Source organism: Mycobacterium sp. IDUB_21 (genome assembly GCF_055419425.1).
The window spans coordinates 85,253-100,946 of sequence record NZ_JBVAXQ010000013.1 but is presented as its reverse complement, the minus strand read 5'-3'; the positions used below and the strand labels follow the sequence as shown (position 1 = coordinate 100,946).

Genomic DNA, 15,694 nt, shown 5'->3' with positions numbered 1-15,694 from the left:
CGGCGCGGCGACTACAGGCGCGTGATGTCGGCGGCGGTGAAATAGGACCGCACCGAGGTGATCTTGCCGTGCCTGTCGAACGTCATGGTGTCGATCGGTTCCAGGCGCATCGGCCCTTCACCGGCGTCGAAGGTGATAGCGAAGTGAAATGCCGCCTCGGGCCCGCAGACCCGCAGCGACAGCAGTTCGGTCTCCCGCTCAAGGCTTCCCAGCGACGCGAACAGCTCCCGAATGGCCTCGGCGCCGACACGGGGCGCACTGCCCACCGGATCCTCAACGCTGGCATCCTCGGCGAACAGCTCGAGAATGGCGTCGATGCTGCCTGCGGCAACCAATTCCAGGTAGTGACGTACGGTCGCCGCAATGGTCTCGGTCGGGTCCGAAGAGGTGGTCATGCGCAGACGCTAAGCGACCTGGACGCTTGTGCCGGGTGCGGTTCCCGCTCAACGAAACAGCGACGCCCGCCACCCGTTCCGGCCGCCGGATAGACCTCCGAACCCGACCGCATCGCCCTCCCGCTGAGCGGGAAGTGACGTTCCTCGCCCCACCCCGCCGCCGGATCGTTGCCCATAAGTCGTTGCTGAGGACGGCTGCAGCGGCACCTGAAAGGATGCCGACTTCACATGGGAGGCAACTGATGAACGGTCAGCGCAGCAACAAGCGGAATAGCTCCTCGTGGAAAACCAAGGAACGCCGTCGCCGCGCAGTGGGCCTCAGTGCGGGTGCCGGTGCCTTCCTGACGTTCGGCTTGGCCCCGTTGGTCGCCGCGCCGGCGGTCCACGCCGAGGATCTGGACCTGCTCCTCGATCCGGTCATCAATTGGTTCTCGAGCATTTCCCCCGCGCTGGGCGCGGATCTGTCTGGGCTGGCCGGCAACTTTGACCCGACGTTTGCCGGCGATCACGCGGCCAACGCGACTGACTTGCTGGATCTTTCGACACCCCCCGATTTTGCTCAATTGATCGACCAGTACATCTACCTGCCGCTTCACACCGGCATTGAGGACTGGATCGGCAGCTCCACCGGTCAGGAGGTCGCCGGCTTCATCAACACGGTCCTTGGGTCGTATGCGATCGGCGATGGCACGGCCGGGACGGAGGCCGACCCCGGCGGTGGCGCGGGCGGGTGGTTATTGGGCGATGGCGGAGCCGGCTACGACAGCACCGAGGTCGGTGTCGACGGTGGTAATGGCGGCGCTGCCGGGTTCTTCGGCAACGGAGGGGCCGGGGGTGACGGCGGCGCCGGTGCCGTTGGCGGCGACGGCGGTACCGGTGGATCCTTTATGGGTATCGGCGGGGTAGGTGGTGACGGTGGTGCCGGCGTCGATGGCGGCACCGGTGGGCATGGCGGCGATGGTGGTGACGCCGGAGGAGCGTTAGGCAGTGGCGGTGACGGCGGCAGCGCCGGTGACGGCGGCGCCGCCGGAACGATGCCCGCCCTGGGCGGGGCCGGTGGCAACGCCGGTGCGTTCGGCGATCACGGCGCGGTCGGCGCCGCCGGCACGCTGACCAGCGGCCCGCCGTCGGATGTCGCACATACCATCTCGACCACCGGCACCTCGTTCACCGACAGTGACGGGCGGGTCGTGATCCTGCACGGACTCAATGCGGTGAACATACTGACATCCGAGACGCTACCCGCGGCCGGCTTCGGCGACGACGATGCGGCCTTCCTGGCCAGCAATGGCTTCAACGTGGTCCGGCTCGGCGTCGACTGGTCCGCTGTGGAGCCGGAGCCCGGCGTCTTCGACCACGCCTACCTGGCCTCAGTCGAGCAGAGCGTGCAGACTTTGGCCGACCACGGCATCGTCAGTCTGCTCGACTTCCACCAAAACGTGGTACCCGCGTGGGCATTTGACGACGGGGGACTCCCCAGCGCGAACCTCCCCTTCCCGCTCAGCGCATTCTTCGATCCGGCGCAGAATCACGCCGTGGATGCGTTCTGGGCCAACTCCTCCGCGTCGGATGGGGTCGGTCTGGAGAACCACTACGCGCAAATGGTGCAAGTCGTTGCGAACCAGTTCAAAGACAATTCCGACGTGCTCGGAATCGAAATCATGAACGAACCGCTTGTCGGCAATCAGTTCTTACCGATCGTCTTTGGCAGCTCGTACTTCGACGCCCAGCAGCTGACCCCCTTCTACGACCAGGTGGCATCGGCAATCCGGTCCGTGGACCCGACCACAGCGATCTTCTACGAACCCAATATCCTCGCCACCGCAATGGCGCCCATCCACCTGGGCGACGTGGATGCCTCAAACACGGCGTTGTCATTCCACGACTACTGCTATGTAAACCTAGGGGCCCTGGGCTGCTTGCCGTTCGTCGACACAATCGCGGAGAACGCACAGGCGTACGCGCAGGCGCACGGTATCCCGGCATTCATGAGCGAGTTCGGGTCGACCAGCAACCAGGCGTCCATCGTCGACACGCTCAAACCCGTCGCCCAGAACATGATCGGCTGGACGGAGTGGGTCTATGGCGGCCCGCAGATATCTGGCGTTGGTGTCGACGGCACACCGGCATCGCTGATCAATGACCCCAGCCAGCCGCCGGTCGGCGACAATGTCAACACCGCCAACCTAGAGACGCTCGCCCAGCCCTACCCGCAAGCGGTTGCCGGCACCCCGAATCCCTGGTCGTTCGAGAACGGCACCTTCCAATTCAGCTACTCCACCGCGCATGTTGACGGCTCGGGTAACTTCGCGACCGGTTCGCAGACCACCATCTCTACACCGGCCGTCGAATTTCCGAACGGCTATCAGGTGAATGTCACCGGCGGACACGTCGTCTCGGCGGCCAACGCGCCCCAACTGATCATCGCCTCCGACGGCGGTGCAACCACCGTCAACGTCACAGTGACTGCGGCAGCAGCATGATCGCGTCGCACCACGACTCCCGGTGGGTGGGAGTCGTGGTGTCGACGAGAAGCGCCTGCTGACTAGCCTCTTGGGATGGCCGATGCCACCGTCTACGTCGTCGACCGGGTGGTCACCAAACCGGGACGTGCACGCGAATTCGTCGACACCTATCTGGCCGAGTACGCCCCCGGCGCCGTCGAGCGCGGGATGACCTTGCAGCACGTGCTGGTGAGCCCGCCGGTCTGGCTCTCCGACGCGTCGAACACCGTCACCGTGACCTGGATGCTGCCCGGTGCGCAAGCCTGGTGGGAGATGACGTGGCAGGGCAGACCGGACCGGGCCCTCGGGGCGTGGTGGGACAAGATCGACGAGCTGGTGGTCGAGCGGTCCCGCTCGGTGGCCGCCGCCGCCGACGATGTCGACGGGCTCTGCAATGTATAAAGTCACCCGGCTGATTCACTTGGCCCCCAACACCGATCCCGATCAACTGCTCGGTGCCCTGCGAGCGGCGGCCGCACGGTCTGGCGCCGTGCGCACATTGGTGGAGCCCACCCTGCCGGGGGTGCGTAACGGTGGGGATCTATTGGTGCACCTGCAGTTTCAGGTGGCCGAACACTGGGGCGCGGCCCGCGATGACATCGACGCCGCGCTGGCGAGCCCTCTGGTCGACCACGTCGACGGTGCCGAATATCAGACCTCGGGCGTCGGAGCCGCGAGCCCGTCGGCCACCGGCTCGGTCTATCGCACACTGTTGCTGCGCGTCGCACCCGACACACCGCAGGAGGCGGTGGCTCGTTTCGAATCCGACCTGCTGGCGATGACCGACTTCATTCCGGCGATCACGGCCTGGCAGCTCAGCCGGGTGGAGGTGGCCACCGGCGCCAGCGCGTGGACACATGTGTGGGAGCAGGAGTTCCGCGATCTCGACGGACTCACCGGGCCCTACCTCATGCACCCGATCCACTGGGCTTACGTCGACCGCTGGTTCGACCCGGAATGCCCGGAGTTCATTGTCCGAGATCGCGTCTGCCACAGCTTCTGCCGCTGTGATTCCCCGGTACTGGTCGACGCCGGCGGGGAAGCTCAAAAGGGCAGCGGATAAGCGAATTTCGCCCGCAGCAGCGCGCCGATCTCCGCAATGGCAAGCCGGCCCCGCGCCGTGGCATCCGAGCGCATCAGGAAGCCGTGGTACATGCCCGGGTACCGGGTCGAGGTGGTCTGCACCCCGGCGTCGCGCAGCCGCGCGGCGTAGCGCTCACCCCAGTCCCGGATCGGATCACAGCCGGCGGTGACGACGATGGCCGGCGGTAAGCCGCTCACGTCGCTCGCATAGGCCGGCACCCGGTAGTGATCGTGCGGGGCGCCGGTTCCCGCGTCGGCGAGAGCCTGCATGAAGACGATGTCGTCGTGACACAGCAGCGGCGCGTCGGTGAGCGCGGTGATCGACGCGGCACCCATGTCCCGGTCCAGCCCGGGGTACAGCAGCACCTGACAGCAGATCGGTGGCCCCGCATGATCGCGCGCGGCCAGCGCGACGGCAGCGGCCAGCGAGCCACCCGCGCTGTCGCCGACGACAACCAATCGCGTCGGGTCGACGTCTATCAAGTCCGCGTGCTCAGACACCCAGGTGGTGGCGGCGTAGGCGTCGTCGAACTGGGCCGGCGGCGGTGCTTCCGGGGCCAAGCGGTAGTCGACGGAGACAACGGCGGCGCCCGATGCCGAGGCCAGCGCCCTGGCCAACGGCTCGAACGAGTGGTTGGAGCCCAACACCATGCCGCCGCCGTGGAGATACACCAACACCGGTGCCGCGGACCCGGTCGTCGGCCGGTAGATCCGAAGCGGGATGTCCCCGGCCGGCCCGGGAATCGAGCGGTCCTCGATGTGCGCCATGGCCGGCATCCCGTCGGGATGCGGGGCCGATTCGATGCCATGGCGCACCGCCGCCAGGCCGCGCTGTCGCATCGGCGGTATCTCGCCGAAGGATTCGACGCGAGCCGCGGCATCGGGATCGAGCTGGGGGACTGGCATGGCGGTCAATTCAGTGCCGGGCCGGGTCGAACCGGCGTTTCCCGCGCGGTGCCGGCGGATCCTGGCTGATCAACACCTGGGCCCGCTCGGCCATCGCCGAGCCGACGTAGTCGGGCTGGGTGAGCAGGTAGAACCGGCCCGCCGCGGACTGCTCGAACACCACCTCGGCGGCGGCGACGGGATCCATTGCGCCGGCCTTGATGTCGAGCATGGCGGAGCGTTGCGATTCCGCCGCGTCGGTATCTCCGTCGGCCACTCCGCCGGCGGCTTCGAAGATGTTGGAGGCCACGGCTCCCGGCAGCAGTGCCTGCACATGAATGTGGCTGTGGCCGGCCTGCTGCACCTCCAGGTGCAGGCATTCGGTCAGTGCCAGCACGGCGTGCTTGCTCATGATGTAGGGCGCCTGCAACGGGACGACGGCCACCCCGCCGATCGAGGACACGTTCCACACCCATGCCGGCGTCGCGGCTGCGATCATCTTCGGCAGAAATGCCCGAATCCCGTGGAACACACCGCTGATGTTGATGTCGAGGACCCGGTTCCAGTTGTCGACCGGTGTGTCCCACAAATAACCGAATTGTTCGATACCGGCGTTGTTCACCAACAGCCGCACCGGGCCCACCTCACGGTAGGTGCGATCGGCGAGCGCCTGCACCGCCTCCGGATCACGGACATCACATCCGATATCGATGGCGCTGCCGCCATCTTCGGCCAGTTCGTCACGCAGGTCCGCGATCGCGTCGGCGTCGATATCGGCCAGTACGACGGTCATTCCGAGCTGGGAGGCGTGCCGCGCCAGTCCGGCTCCGATGCCGGCGCCCGCGCCGGTGATGACGGCGACGCCGCCACCGAACACCTCCTGGGCAGTCATGGCGACTATGAGCCGGCTGTGGCGGCTGCGCTGCTGTAGTCGGCGAAGGGCACCGAATCTTCAGCGTCGAGCACGACGTTCATCGACGTGAACACCAGCCCGTCGGGGCCGCGCCGCACCCCGACGTCCACCACGCCGCTGGAGACCGCATACGGCACCGCAGCTCTGATCAGGTTGACGAACAGATAGAAGCGGGCATTGGTCACCGCCCCATCGGTTCCGGTCCGGAAGATGTTGGTCGCGTGGTGCCGCAGCGGGTAGGGGTTCTCGTTGCGGTGCGCGGTAAGCCAAGCCAGGGTCTGCGCGCCGCCGTGCAGTTCGGCGGCCAGGAGCTCCTCGAAGGGGCAGGCACCGGAATCGGAGCGGCTGAGGTATTCCATCTCATCGGCGATTCGGACCTCGAGCTCGCCGAAGTGGCCCTGGTCGTAGTGGTACCAGAAGCCGGCAATGAACTCCTGCAGTTCGGACAGCGTGATGTCGTTGCTCATGGTCCGAGTCAACCGCCACCGGGCGATCCGCGGGACACCCCTTGTCCGGTCAGTGGAACATGGGCCGGTTCCGGGACCGAACCCGATGAGCAGTCCGGTCCGTTGAAAACCGACCGACTCGGTGGTGGCAACAGCCTGGTCGAGGTCGCGGTGCCGCGCAGTGCGACCGCGCGAACCAGCACGTGCCAATTCAGGCGTGTGCGCCTCCGTCGATCCTGATCTCGGTACCGGTGATGAAACACCCGTCGTCGGAGGCCACCATCGCGATGACCGAGGCCACTGAACGCGGGTCTCCCAGGATGCCACCATCGCTGCCGTGCAGCAGCGGCGTCTGCTTCGCCCACAACCCCAGGTCGTAACCGTCGGGCATCTTGTCCAGCGTGCTCAGCGCTAAATCGGTTGCAACGCCGCCGGGTTGGATGTTCACCGCTCGCAAACCCTGCTTGGCGTATTCGAGAGCCAACCCGTGGGTGAAGGCCAACACACCGCCCTTGCTTGCGGCGTAGGCCGCCATGTACGGATGGGCGAACGACGCCGACGTGGAGGTGAAGTTGACGACCACACCGCGACCGGACTCCAACAGTGCGGGCAGCGCCTGCCGCACCATGAGGAACGTACCCGTCAGGTTGATCGCCAAAGTGGCGTTCCAGTCCTCGAGCGTGTGCTCGTGGGTGTGCGCGCACCGCTGCACGGCCGCGGCGTTGACCAGCACATCGAGACCGCCGAGTTCCTCAACAGCCGTCTGCACAGCAGCCGTAACGGCACCCTCGTCGGATATGTCGAGCACGGCCGTCGTCAATCGCTTGCCGGCCCCAGCCTCGTCGGCGGCCGCCGAGGTGGCGGCTAGTCCGTCGGAGGAGGTGTCGTACGCCACCACAGTGCCGCCCTCATCGAGGAGGCGCGCCACCGTGGCTGCGCCGATTCCTCCACCTGCGCCGGTGACAATGATCCGTCGATCAGCGAAGCGTTCCATCATGAGATCCTTTCGTCTGCGATGACGCGAGCGTCGTCGGCTGTGTTCATTCCTGGAGACAGGCTGAACAGCATTCGGGTCCGGGTGAGGTGGATGGACTGGATGCGCCAGGACCCCGCGTTCTTGGTGTAAGTCTCGTGGTAATGCCCAGCTCCGTGCAGCGTGTAGCCGTTCGGGAAGTCCACGATGTCGGCCATCGCCCAAGTGCCCGTCGCGGTGGTGGGCGACGTCAGCGTGATCTCGGGGGTGTGACCGTGGTGTACGGTCGTGCATTCTTCGATCGCCGCACGAATCGAGGACACGAGCACCTCGACGCCTTCCCAAGTCGGGCCGGGTTGTCCATCGGCCCCGTTGGTCGATACGGCGTTATCGAAAACGCCGATCACATCCTCGGCGAAGACCTCGCGCCAGGCATCCCAGTCCTTGGTGTCCATAAGTCGGAAGTAGCGCGCTTTGAGCTGCCGAATGGCTTCCAACTCATCGGCCTGCAGTATGAGTTCTGAGGAGCTCGAAGTAGACGAGGAAGACGTCATAGATCATCCTTTCGGTGTGTTAAATCGGTTCGGGGCCCCGTGATTTCCGCTACGAGCCCAGCAGATCAGGCATCGAACACCTCCAACGATCCGACGGTCCCGCGGTTGTCCTTCATCCGCTCGACAAGGCGCCATCTGCCGTCGCGGCGCTCCCATCGGTCGTGATAGTCGCCGAGGGTGTGGAACGTGGCCTGCGGTTGCCCGGTGGACAGGTGTAGATCGTGGACGTAGGCCCTGCTGACCGCGGTGTCGCCCGTCACGTCAACCACGATGTTGCCCAACAGATGCTGGGTGGTCCCACAGTGGTCGAGGTAAGAGCGAATCAGGGCAATGATTGCCGCGCTGCCCTGCAACGGCCCGCTACCGAGGTCGCCGACGGCGTCGTCGGTGAGGATGGTGGCCAGTGTCGCCCAGTCCCGGTCGTCCATGGCTCGCGCGAACCGGATCAACTCGCGCTCGACCGCCCGCTCATCGTCGAACGAGCGGTCGCCATCGGTAGTAGTCATCGCAGGCGACCCTCCTGTTTGGGGCGCCGCCGCCCCGATTCGGACTGCGACTACTTCGATCGCAGCATGCAACCGCGCAACGGGAAATGAATCGTGAACCTATCGCCCGAGATGCCCGCCCGGAAGTCCGTCTTCCCGGTCAGCGGAAGGGCTCTGAAGGATCGCGGAGCTCTCGCTGACACCACCCTGGGCGTCACCGCTATGACGTCAGCCGGTGATCAGGCTCCACAGCCCGTCTTGGCCCACACGCAGCGCCGCATCGGTGACCTGTTCGTCCCAGTAGGTGACCGAACCGAACTCCGAGCGCCATGCCAGCGCCGCCCGGGTGAACTCGTGCAGCCGGTGCTCGCGGGTGGTGCCGATGGCGCCGTGCACCTGGTGGGCGTTGCGCACCACCACCGATGTGGCGTGTCCGGTACACGAACGGGCCGCGGCGACAAGGAAATCCAGCTGGGGGCCGGACCAGTCGCCGGTGACGGCCGCCGACAGTGCGGCCTCGGTCGCGGCCCGGGCCAGTGCGGCCTCGGCCGCGATGTCGGATACCAGGTTTTGTATCGCCTGGAACTTGGACAGTGGACGGCCGAACTGCAGCCGGGAGGCCACATGCTCGATCGACAGCTCCAGAATCCGGTCGAGTGCGGCGCAGACCTGGATCGAGCGCACCAGTGCCGACTTCAGCCGGAGCTGCTCGACCAGACCCGCAGCCACCGGCACACCCAGCAGGCCCGCAGGGTCTGCGGTCACCGTGTCGCGTGGCTCGCCGATCATGTTGACGCCCGGGGTGATCTCGAGATCCCCGGTGGCGGTATCGGCCGCGTAGTGTTCGCCCCCGGCCTGCCACACCAGCAGGATCCGGTCCGCGCCGGACGCCCAGGGCACCGCATTCGCCACGCCCCGTTCGTCGAGCAGGCACACCGTGCGTACCGCGTCGCCGGCCGGAACCCCGAGCGCGTCCGACAGCCAGCACGCCAATAAGTCATGTTCGGCCAAAGGAATTCGCACCCCGTGGCGCACGGCGGCGGCGAGCAGTTCGGTGGCCTCGTACCAGCCGGCGCCGCTGCCGCCGGAAGTCGCTGCGCCGGTGAGGCGCACCAGGCCGAGTTCGTCGAGGCGACGCCACAATCCGCGGTCACATTCGACGGCTGCTGCGGGTGAGTGCGTCTCGCGGTACTCGGCAAACACGGCACCCATCATGTCGATGAGCTGCGAATCGACGGCGGTGGTCATCGCATCCCCAATCCCCGTGCGATCACACCGCGAAGCACCTCGTTGGTGCCACCGCGCAGCGTGAAGCCCGGACGCTGGTCTATCGCAGCCGAAACCAGGTCGGCGAACGCAGGATCCACGGCGCGGTCCAGGCCGCCGTGCAAATCGGCGAAGTCGGCGATGTCGCCCTCGGTGGTTGTGCCGAGCACCTTGACCACCGCAGCGGGCACGTCGGCGGGGTCGTGGCGTTCCAGTGCGCCCGCCACCGCGGCGGACATCTGGTGCAGGCCCGCGACGCGCGCTACCAGGCGCCCCAGCTGGGCATCGGGTGAAATCCGCTGCGCGGACATGCTTTCAGCGGCCGCGGCGAGCAGCCTGAAGGTGGACAGGAACCGCTCGGGCCCGCTGCGCTCGAAGGCCAGCTCGGAGGTCACCTGCCGCCAGCCTTCGCCGATCTCGCCGAAGACCATGGTGTCGGGGACGAAGGCCTCGTCGAGGATGACCTCGTTGAAGTGATGGGCACCGTTCATCGAGATCACCGGGCGGACCTCGACGCCGGGCCCACCCAAGTCCACGATGAACTGGCTCAGTCCGGCATGCCGATGCGCGGCGTCGACCGGTGCGGTGCGGGCCAGCACGATGAACGCATGGGCGCGGTGCGCGCCCGAGGTCCAGACCTTCGTGCCGGTCAGCTTCCAACCGTCGTCGACCCGCTCGGCCTTGGTGCGCACACTGGCCAGGTCGGATCCGGAGTCCGGTTCGCTCATGCCGATACCGAAGAAGCACTCTCCTCGCACGATCCGCGGCAGGAACTGCGACTTCTGCACTTCGGTGCCGTACTTGAGCAGCGACGGCACGATCTGCCGATCCGCGATCCAATGGGCCGCAACGGGCGCGCCGGCCGCCAGCAGTTCCTCGGTGACGACGAACCGGTGCAGGAATGAGCGCCCGTGCCCGCCGTATTCGACCGGCACCGTCATCCCCAGCCAGCCACGCGCGGCCAGCGCGGCGGTGAAGTTCTCGTCCCAGCCCGAGAGCCAACTGTCGACCGCCGGGGTGAACAATCCGGCAGCCAGCTGCTCGGCGAGGAACTGCCGGACCTCGGTGCGCAGGTCCTGCGTCTCCGAAGCGTCGACGGTGGCGGGTGGAACCAGCCTGGGCAGCGTCGTCGGGGCCACTATCGGGTCCGCCATCGGGAGATGCGCTGCTCGTGCTCGGTGGCGCGGTGCGCCAGCGGTTGCATGGCCGCGGCCATGCCCAGTGTCGACTCGAGTGAACCGCTACGGGACTCCTGCAGCAGCCGCTTGGCCATCCGCAACGCGTGCGCGGGGTTCTTGGTGATGCGCTCGGCGAGCGCGTGCGCCTGCGGCAGCAGGTCGTCGTGCGGCACCACGCGACTGACCATGCCCCAGGAAAGGGCGGTAGCCGCGTCGATCCGGTCACCGGTGAACGTCATCTCCGCGGCACGCTCATGGCCCACGGCGCGCGGCAGGAACCAGGTGCCGCCGTCACCGGGGATGAGACCGATCTGCACGAAGCTCTCGGCGAACGACGCCCGCTCGGAGGCGACGCGGATGTCGCACATCATCGCCAGGTCGCAGCCCGCTCCGATGGCCGGCCCGTTGATGGCACCGATCAGTGGGACCTCGAGGCGGCCGAGCGCCCGGGGGATCCGCTGGATGCCGTCGATGTAGGCGTGGCGTTGATCGAGCGGGTCCAGACCGAATATCCCCTCCCGATCGGCCATCTCCTTGACGTTGCCCCCACCCGAGAAGATCTTGCCCTCGCCGGTGAGGATCACCGCACGGATGGCGGTGTCGGCGTTCGCGCGATCGACGGCGGCCTCGAACGCGGCGATGAAGCCGGGGTCGGTGATCGCATTTCCCACCTGGGGCAGGTTGATCGTCCAGACCTGTGTCGGGCCGTGGGTGTCGATGACCAGGGGGTCGACGGGATTGTTCATGCTGGCAACTGTAGGGACTTGGTCTGCAGATATTCCTCGAAGCCCGCCCGGCCCAGCTCGCGACCGATACCGGATTTCTTGTAGCCGCCGAACGGCGCGACGGGGTTGTAGGGGCCGCCGTTGATATCGAGTTGACCGGACTGCACCCCGCGCGCGAACGCGACGGCGGTGTCGGTGTCCTTCGCCCACACCGCCCCGGACAGGCCGTAGGGGGTGCCGTTGGCGATGCGCAGGGCGTCGGCTTCGTCGTCGAAGCCGATGACGGCGAGTACCGGACCGAACACTTCCTCCTGGCCGAGTTCGGAGTCGGGGTCGACATCGACGAAGACCGTCGGGGCGACGTAGTAGCCCACATCGCGGATCTTCTCGGCACCGCCGGTCAGCAGCCGCGCGCCATCCCGCTGGGCGCGCTCGATGAATCCGCGCACGGTTGCGAACTGCGATGCCGAGGCCGACGGCCCGATGCGGGTGGCCGGGTCGAGCGGATCGCCCACCGTGTATCGGGAGACGGCCGCTTCGATCAGCTCGAGAGCCTCGCCGTAGCGGGCCTTCGGGACCAGCATCCGCGTCCACGCCATACAGGTCTGACCGCCGTTGAGGAAGGCGTTCCCGACACCGACTTTCACCGCGGTCGCCAGGTCAGCGCCGTCGAGGATGACGTTGGCCGATTTCCCGCCGAGTTCCAGCGCCGCTTTCGTCACCGACTGCGCGGCCAGTTCGGCGACCCGCACTCCGACCCCGGTCGAGCCGGTGAACGAGACGAAGTCGATTTCGGGATGCGAAGCGATCCGCTCACCGATCACCCGGCCTGGCCCCGACACCAGGTTCACCACCCCGGCGGGCAGGCCGGCCTCTTCGACCGCTTCGACGAACTCGAACACCGACAGCGGCGCCTCATTGCTGGGTTTGAGCACCACGGTGCAGCCCGCCGCGATCGCCGGCAACACCTTGGCCACCACCTGGTACAGCGGGTAGTTCCACGGTGTGATCGCCCCGACCACGCCGTAGGGCTCCCGGACCACCAGCGAGTTACCGACTCGTTCCTCGAACTCGAAGGTGTCGAGCACGTCGGCGAAGCCCCGGGCCACCGCCAGCGGCACCTGCGTCTGTACGGTCTGCCCGATCCGCAGCGGCGCGCCCATTTCGGCGGTGATCGTTTCGGCGATGTCCGGCAGGCGCTTCTCCATTGCCGCGATCACCGCGGCGACGCGTTCGCGGCGCTCTGCCACGCTGATCTGGGGGTCGAAGGCGCGACGGGCGGCGTTTGCCGCCGCGTCCACGTCGGCGGCCGTACCGCTGGGCACCGAGCCGATCACCTGCTCGGTTGCCGGGTTGATCACCTCGATGACATCGGTACCGTGCGGTGTCACCCACTGCCCGTCGATGAACAGCGTTGTCCGCGTGTAGTTGTGCATGGTTGTCTTCTGCTTTCCGTGGTCAGGGCACGATGCTGGCGCGGACATCGCGCTTGCCTTCGGCGGCGGCAAACGCCTCGTTGATGTCATCGAGTGAATAGTGTGCTGCGGCAAGGCGGTCCAATGGCAGCCGGTCTTGGTGCTGCTCGAGGAAGGCCAGCGCCCGGGCCAGCACCGCCGGGTCGTACAGCGAAACGCCGACCATGGTCTTGTTGCCGAACACGAATCGTGACGGGTCGAACTCGAAGGTCTTGCCGATGTTGATATTGCCGATCTCGACGTAGCGGCCGAACTGGCCGAGCATCTTCAGGCCCTCGTCGATTGCCGACGGGTGGCCGACCACCTCGACCACCACATCGGCGCCCTGACCGTCCGTGAGCTTGCGCACGATCTTCGCGCGGTCCTTCTCGGTGCTGACTTCGTTGATGTCGATGACCGCGTCCGCGCCGAATGCCGCCGCCAATTCCAGGCGTTCGGGGACCCCGTCGACGGCGATGACGCAGGCGGCCCCGCGCGCCTTGGCGACGGCGACCGCATACAAGCCCAGCGCGCCCGCGCCCTGCACCACCACATACTCACCGAGCTGCTGGTCGACCCGGTCCAGGCCGTACATCACCTGGGACAGTGCGCAGTTCGCGCCGGCGGCGATGTCGTCGGAGACGGCATCGGGCACCGTGTAGACCACCGCGCCGGCGGGCAGCAGGAAGTAGTCGCCATAGCCGCCGACGAAGTACGGCGGTTCGTCGGCGCGGCCGAGCATCGCCATCTTCAGGTTCTGACACGCATTTCGCCTGCCGGCAAGGCAGTTTCGGCAGGTGTGGCAGGAGAAGAAGTAGGGGAACACCACCCGGGTGCCGGGCTCGAGCGCCATGCCGTTGGAGTCCGCGGTGACACCGTCACCGAGCGCCGCCACCTCGCCGACCATCTCATGACCCAGGACGGTGGGCAGCTGCCCACCGAGACCGCGGGTCGCGAAGGTGCCGTGCCAGGCGTGCAGATCGGAGCCGCAGATGTTGGTGCGGGTCACCTTGACCAGAATCTGGCCCGGACCGACGTCCGGCAGCCGGACGGTCTCGATCTCAAACGGTTTACCGGGAGCGTCGAATCGCGCGATGCGGCCTTCATACACGGAACTGTGTCGCCTTTCGTTTACTGACAGGTGTGCTGTTCGAGGGTGAAACGTTCCCGCAGCAAGCGTTTGAGTAGCTTGCCGCTGGGGTTCTTCGGCAACGATTCGACGAAGAAGATGTGTTTGGGTGTCTTGAACCCGGCCAGGTGTTTGCGGCAGTGGATCAAGATGTCGTCCTCGGTCAGGCTGACACCGTCGCGAAGTACCACCGCGGCAACCACCGCCTCCACCCAGACCGGGTGGGCCAGGCCGAACACTGCCACTTCCTGGACACCGCTGTGCCGGTACACGACTTCTTCGACCTCTCGGCTGGCGACGTTCTCGCCACCGGTCTTGATCATGTCCTTCTTGCGGTCCACGACGTGCAGCAGCCCGTCGTCGTCGTAGTAGCCGAGGTCACCGGAGTGGAACCAGCCGGCGCGAAATGCCTCGGCGGTGCGTTCGGGATCGTCGAGATAGCCCAGCATCAAATGCGGGCTGCGGTGCACGATTTCCCCGACCACCCCGGTGGCCACCGCGGTGCCGTCGTCGCCGAAGATGGCAGTCTCCACGTTGACTACCGGGCGCCCGGCCGCACCGGGGTGGGTGTCCTGCTCGGCGGGTCCCAGCGCGGCTGCCAGGGGTGCCATTTCGGTCTGGCCGTAAAAGTTCCACAACCTCAGCTCCGGTAGCCGCTCGCGGATCTCGCAGAGGATCTCGGTCGGCATCGCCGATGCGCCGTAGTAACCCTTGCGCAGGCTGGACAGGTCCACCTCGGCGAAGATCGGGGAACGCAGCAGCGAGATCCACACCGTGGGCGGGGCGAAGTAGCTGGTGACGCCGTAGCGTTCGATGGTGCGCAGGACCAATTCGGGGTCCGGGCGCGCCACGATGATGCTGGTTGCCCCCAGATAGATGTCGGTGGCAAGGAAGTTGTCGAGTTGCGCGCAGTGGTAGAGCGGCAGTGAGTGGATCTCGATGTCGTCGGACGACATCTCGCCGGCCACGATCGTGCTGACGTACTGCCACAGCAGGCTGCGGCTGGTGTGCATCGCGCCCTTGGGCCGCGACTCGGTTCCGCTGGTGTACATCAGCCGCACCAGCTGGTCATCGTCGACCTGCAGTTGCGGGGCGGCGGTGTCGGTGCTCAACCACTGTGCGAAATCGTCCCAGTGGGCCGGGGCGGCGTGTCCCGACGGCATCAGCGCGACCTTCGACGTGACCGCCGCGGCTGTCTCGGCGCCCAGTTGCATCGCCTCCTCGGCGGTCGGGATCAACTCGGCTTCGACGATGAATCCGCGAGCTCGGCTGTGGCCGAGGATGTAGCCGATTTCCGCTGCGGTGAGCATGAAGTTGACCGGAACCAGGACCACCGCGGCGCGCGCGGTGGCAAACGCCAGCACGGCGTACTGCCAGCAGTTGCGCGACAGCAGCGCGACGCGATCACCCGGGCGAAAGCCGTTGTCGTGTAATGCGGCGGCCGCGCGGTCCACCAGGTGATCGAACTCGGCGAAGGTCAGCGTCACGCCGTTGGCGTCGTCGATGATGGCGGGCTTGTCCGGCTGTTTGCGAGCCGACCGGCGTGGAATGTCGCCGAGGGCGTGACTGCGCGCCTGCGCTACGAAAGTGTCGGTGGCCTCCGCTCTCTGCATACCGGCGACGGTAGGCCCGAAATGACACTTTGGACCGGTCGTCTCCCGCTGAGTAGACACAGCGCTGCCCAAGTGGCCCGCGCCCTTTGAT

Annotated in this window: 16 protein-coding genes; 3 read left to right on the top strand and 13 right to left on the bottom strand. The window is 66.8% G+C overall.

Going from position 1 to position 15,694, the window contains the following annotated elements:
* Positions 1-11: 11 nt before the first annotated feature.
* Positions 12-395, bottom strand: coding sequence for a nuclear transport factor 2 family protein (locus ACZYY4_RS18360; protein ID WP_463811429.1), 384 nt, complete (start codon positions 393-395; stop codon positions 12-14).
* A gap of 242 nt (positions 396-637) precedes the next feature.
* Here ACZYY4_RS18360 and ACZYY4_RS18355 point away from each other — a divergent pair, with 242 nt between their 5' ends.
* The 3 genes from ACZYY4_RS18355 to ACZYY4_RS18345 all read left to right on the top strand — a co-directional run bounded on the left by ACZYY4_RS18355 (position 638) and on the right by ACZYY4_RS18345 (position 3,962).
* The gene (locus ACZYY4_RS18355) at positions 638-2,878 is read left to right on the top strand and encodes a cellulase family glycosylhydrolase (RefSeq protein ID WP_463811428.1); all 2,241 of its coding nucleotides are present in this window, start codon (positions 638-640) and stop codon (positions 2,876-2,878) included.
* A gap of 75 nt (positions 2,879-2,953) precedes the next feature.
* A complete protein-coding gene (locus ACZYY4_RS18350; protein ID WP_463811427.1) occupies positions 2,954-3,301 on the top strand; it encodes a hypothetical protein in 348 nt (115 codons plus the stop codon).
* Positions 3,294-3,962: a Dabb family protein gene (locus ACZYY4_RS18345; protein ID WP_463811426.1), complete on the top strand. Its 669-nt coding sequence runs from the start codon at positions 3,294-3,296 to the stop codon at positions 3,960-3,962. The genes ACZYY4_RS18350 and ACZYY4_RS18345 overlap by 8 nt, the downstream gene beginning before the upstream one ends.
* Here ACZYY4_RS18345 and ACZYY4_RS18340 read toward each other — a convergent pair.
* From ACZYY4_RS18340 to ACZYY4_RS18285, 12 genes are all read right to left on the bottom strand, one after another.
* The gene (locus ACZYY4_RS18340; protein WP_463811425.1) at positions 3,944-4,888 is read right to left on the bottom strand and encodes an alpha/beta hydrolase; all 945 of its coding nucleotides are present in this window, start codon (positions 4,886-4,888) and stop codon (positions 3,944-3,946) included. The genes ACZYY4_RS18345 and ACZYY4_RS18340 overlap by 19 nt on opposite strands.
* A 10-nt stretch (positions 4,889-4,898) precedes the next feature.
* Positions 4,899-5,759 (bottom strand): SDR family NAD(P)-dependent oxidoreductase, encoded by an 861-nt coding sequence (locus ACZYY4_RS18335; protein WP_463811424.1) that lies wholly within the window; start codon positions 5,757-5,759, stop codon positions 4,899-4,901.
* 5 nt (positions 5,760-5,764) lie between these two features.
* A complete protein-coding gene (locus tag ACZYY4_RS18330) occupies positions 5,765-6,247 on the bottom strand; it encodes a polyketide cyclase (protein WP_463811423.1) in 483 nt (160 codons plus the stop codon).
* Positions 6,248-6,437: 190 nt separating this feature from the next.
* Positions 6,438-7,220, bottom strand: a complete 783-nt coding sequence (locus tag ACZYY4_RS18325) for an SDR family NAD(P)-dependent oxidoreductase (RefSeq protein ID WP_463811422.1) — start codon at positions 7,218-7,220, stop codon at positions 6,438-6,440.
* Positions 7,220-7,753, bottom strand: a complete 534-nt coding sequence (locus ACZYY4_RS18320; RefSeq protein WP_463811421.1) for a nuclear transport factor 2 family protein — start codon at positions 7,751-7,753, stop codon at positions 7,220-7,222. The genes ACZYY4_RS18325 and ACZYY4_RS18320 overlap by 1 nt, the downstream gene beginning before the upstream one ends.
* Before the next feature lie 65 nt (positions 7,754-7,818).
* On the bottom strand, positions 7,819-8,259 hold the full coding sequence (locus tag ACZYY4_RS18315; RefSeq protein WP_463811420.1) for a nuclear transport factor 2 family protein: 441 nt from the start codon (positions 8,257-8,259) through the stop codon (positions 7,819-7,821).
* A gap of 207 nt (positions 8,260-8,466) precedes the next feature.
* The gene (locus ACZYY4_RS18310; RefSeq protein ID WP_463811419.1) at positions 8,467-9,486 is read right to left on the bottom strand and encodes an acyl-CoA dehydrogenase family protein; all 1,020 of its coding nucleotides are present in this window, start codon (positions 9,484-9,486) and stop codon (positions 8,467-8,469) included.
* Complete coding sequence (locus ACZYY4_RS18305; RefSeq protein WP_463811418.1) at positions 9,483-10,658, bottom strand: acyl-CoA dehydrogenase family protein; 1,176 nt, start codon at positions 10,656-10,658, stop codon at positions 9,483-9,485. Before ACZYY4_RS18305 ends, ACZYY4_RS18310 begins: the two co-directional genes overlap by 4 nt.
* Positions 10,643-11,428 carry a crotonase/enoyl-CoA hydratase family protein gene (locus tag ACZYY4_RS18300; RefSeq protein ID WP_463811417.1) on the bottom strand — a complete coding sequence of 262 codons (786 nt, stop codon included), beginning with the start codon at positions 11,426-11,428 and terminating at the stop codon, positions 10,643-10,645. Before ACZYY4_RS18300 ends, ACZYY4_RS18305 begins: the two co-directional genes overlap by 16 nt.
* Positions 11,425-12,843, bottom strand: coding sequence for an aldehyde dehydrogenase family protein (locus ACZYY4_RS18295; RefSeq protein ID WP_463811416.1), 1,419 nt, complete (start codon positions 12,841-12,843; stop codon positions 11,425-11,427). Before ACZYY4_RS18295 ends, ACZYY4_RS18300 begins: the two co-directional genes overlap by 4 nt.
* 22 nt (positions 12,844-12,865) lie before the next feature.
* The gene (locus ACZYY4_RS18290; protein ID WP_463811415.1) at positions 12,866-13,972 is read right to left on the bottom strand and encodes a zinc-binding dehydrogenase; all 1,107 of its coding nucleotides are present in this window, start codon (positions 13,970-13,972) and stop codon (positions 12,866-12,868) included.
* Positions 13,973-13,992: 20 nt separating this feature from the next.
* A complete protein-coding gene (locus tag ACZYY4_RS18285) occupies positions 13,993-15,603 on the bottom strand; it encodes a fatty acyl-CoA synthetase (protein ID WP_463811414.1) in 1,611 nt (536 codons plus the stop codon).
* Positions 15,604-15,694 lie beyond the last annotated feature (91 nt).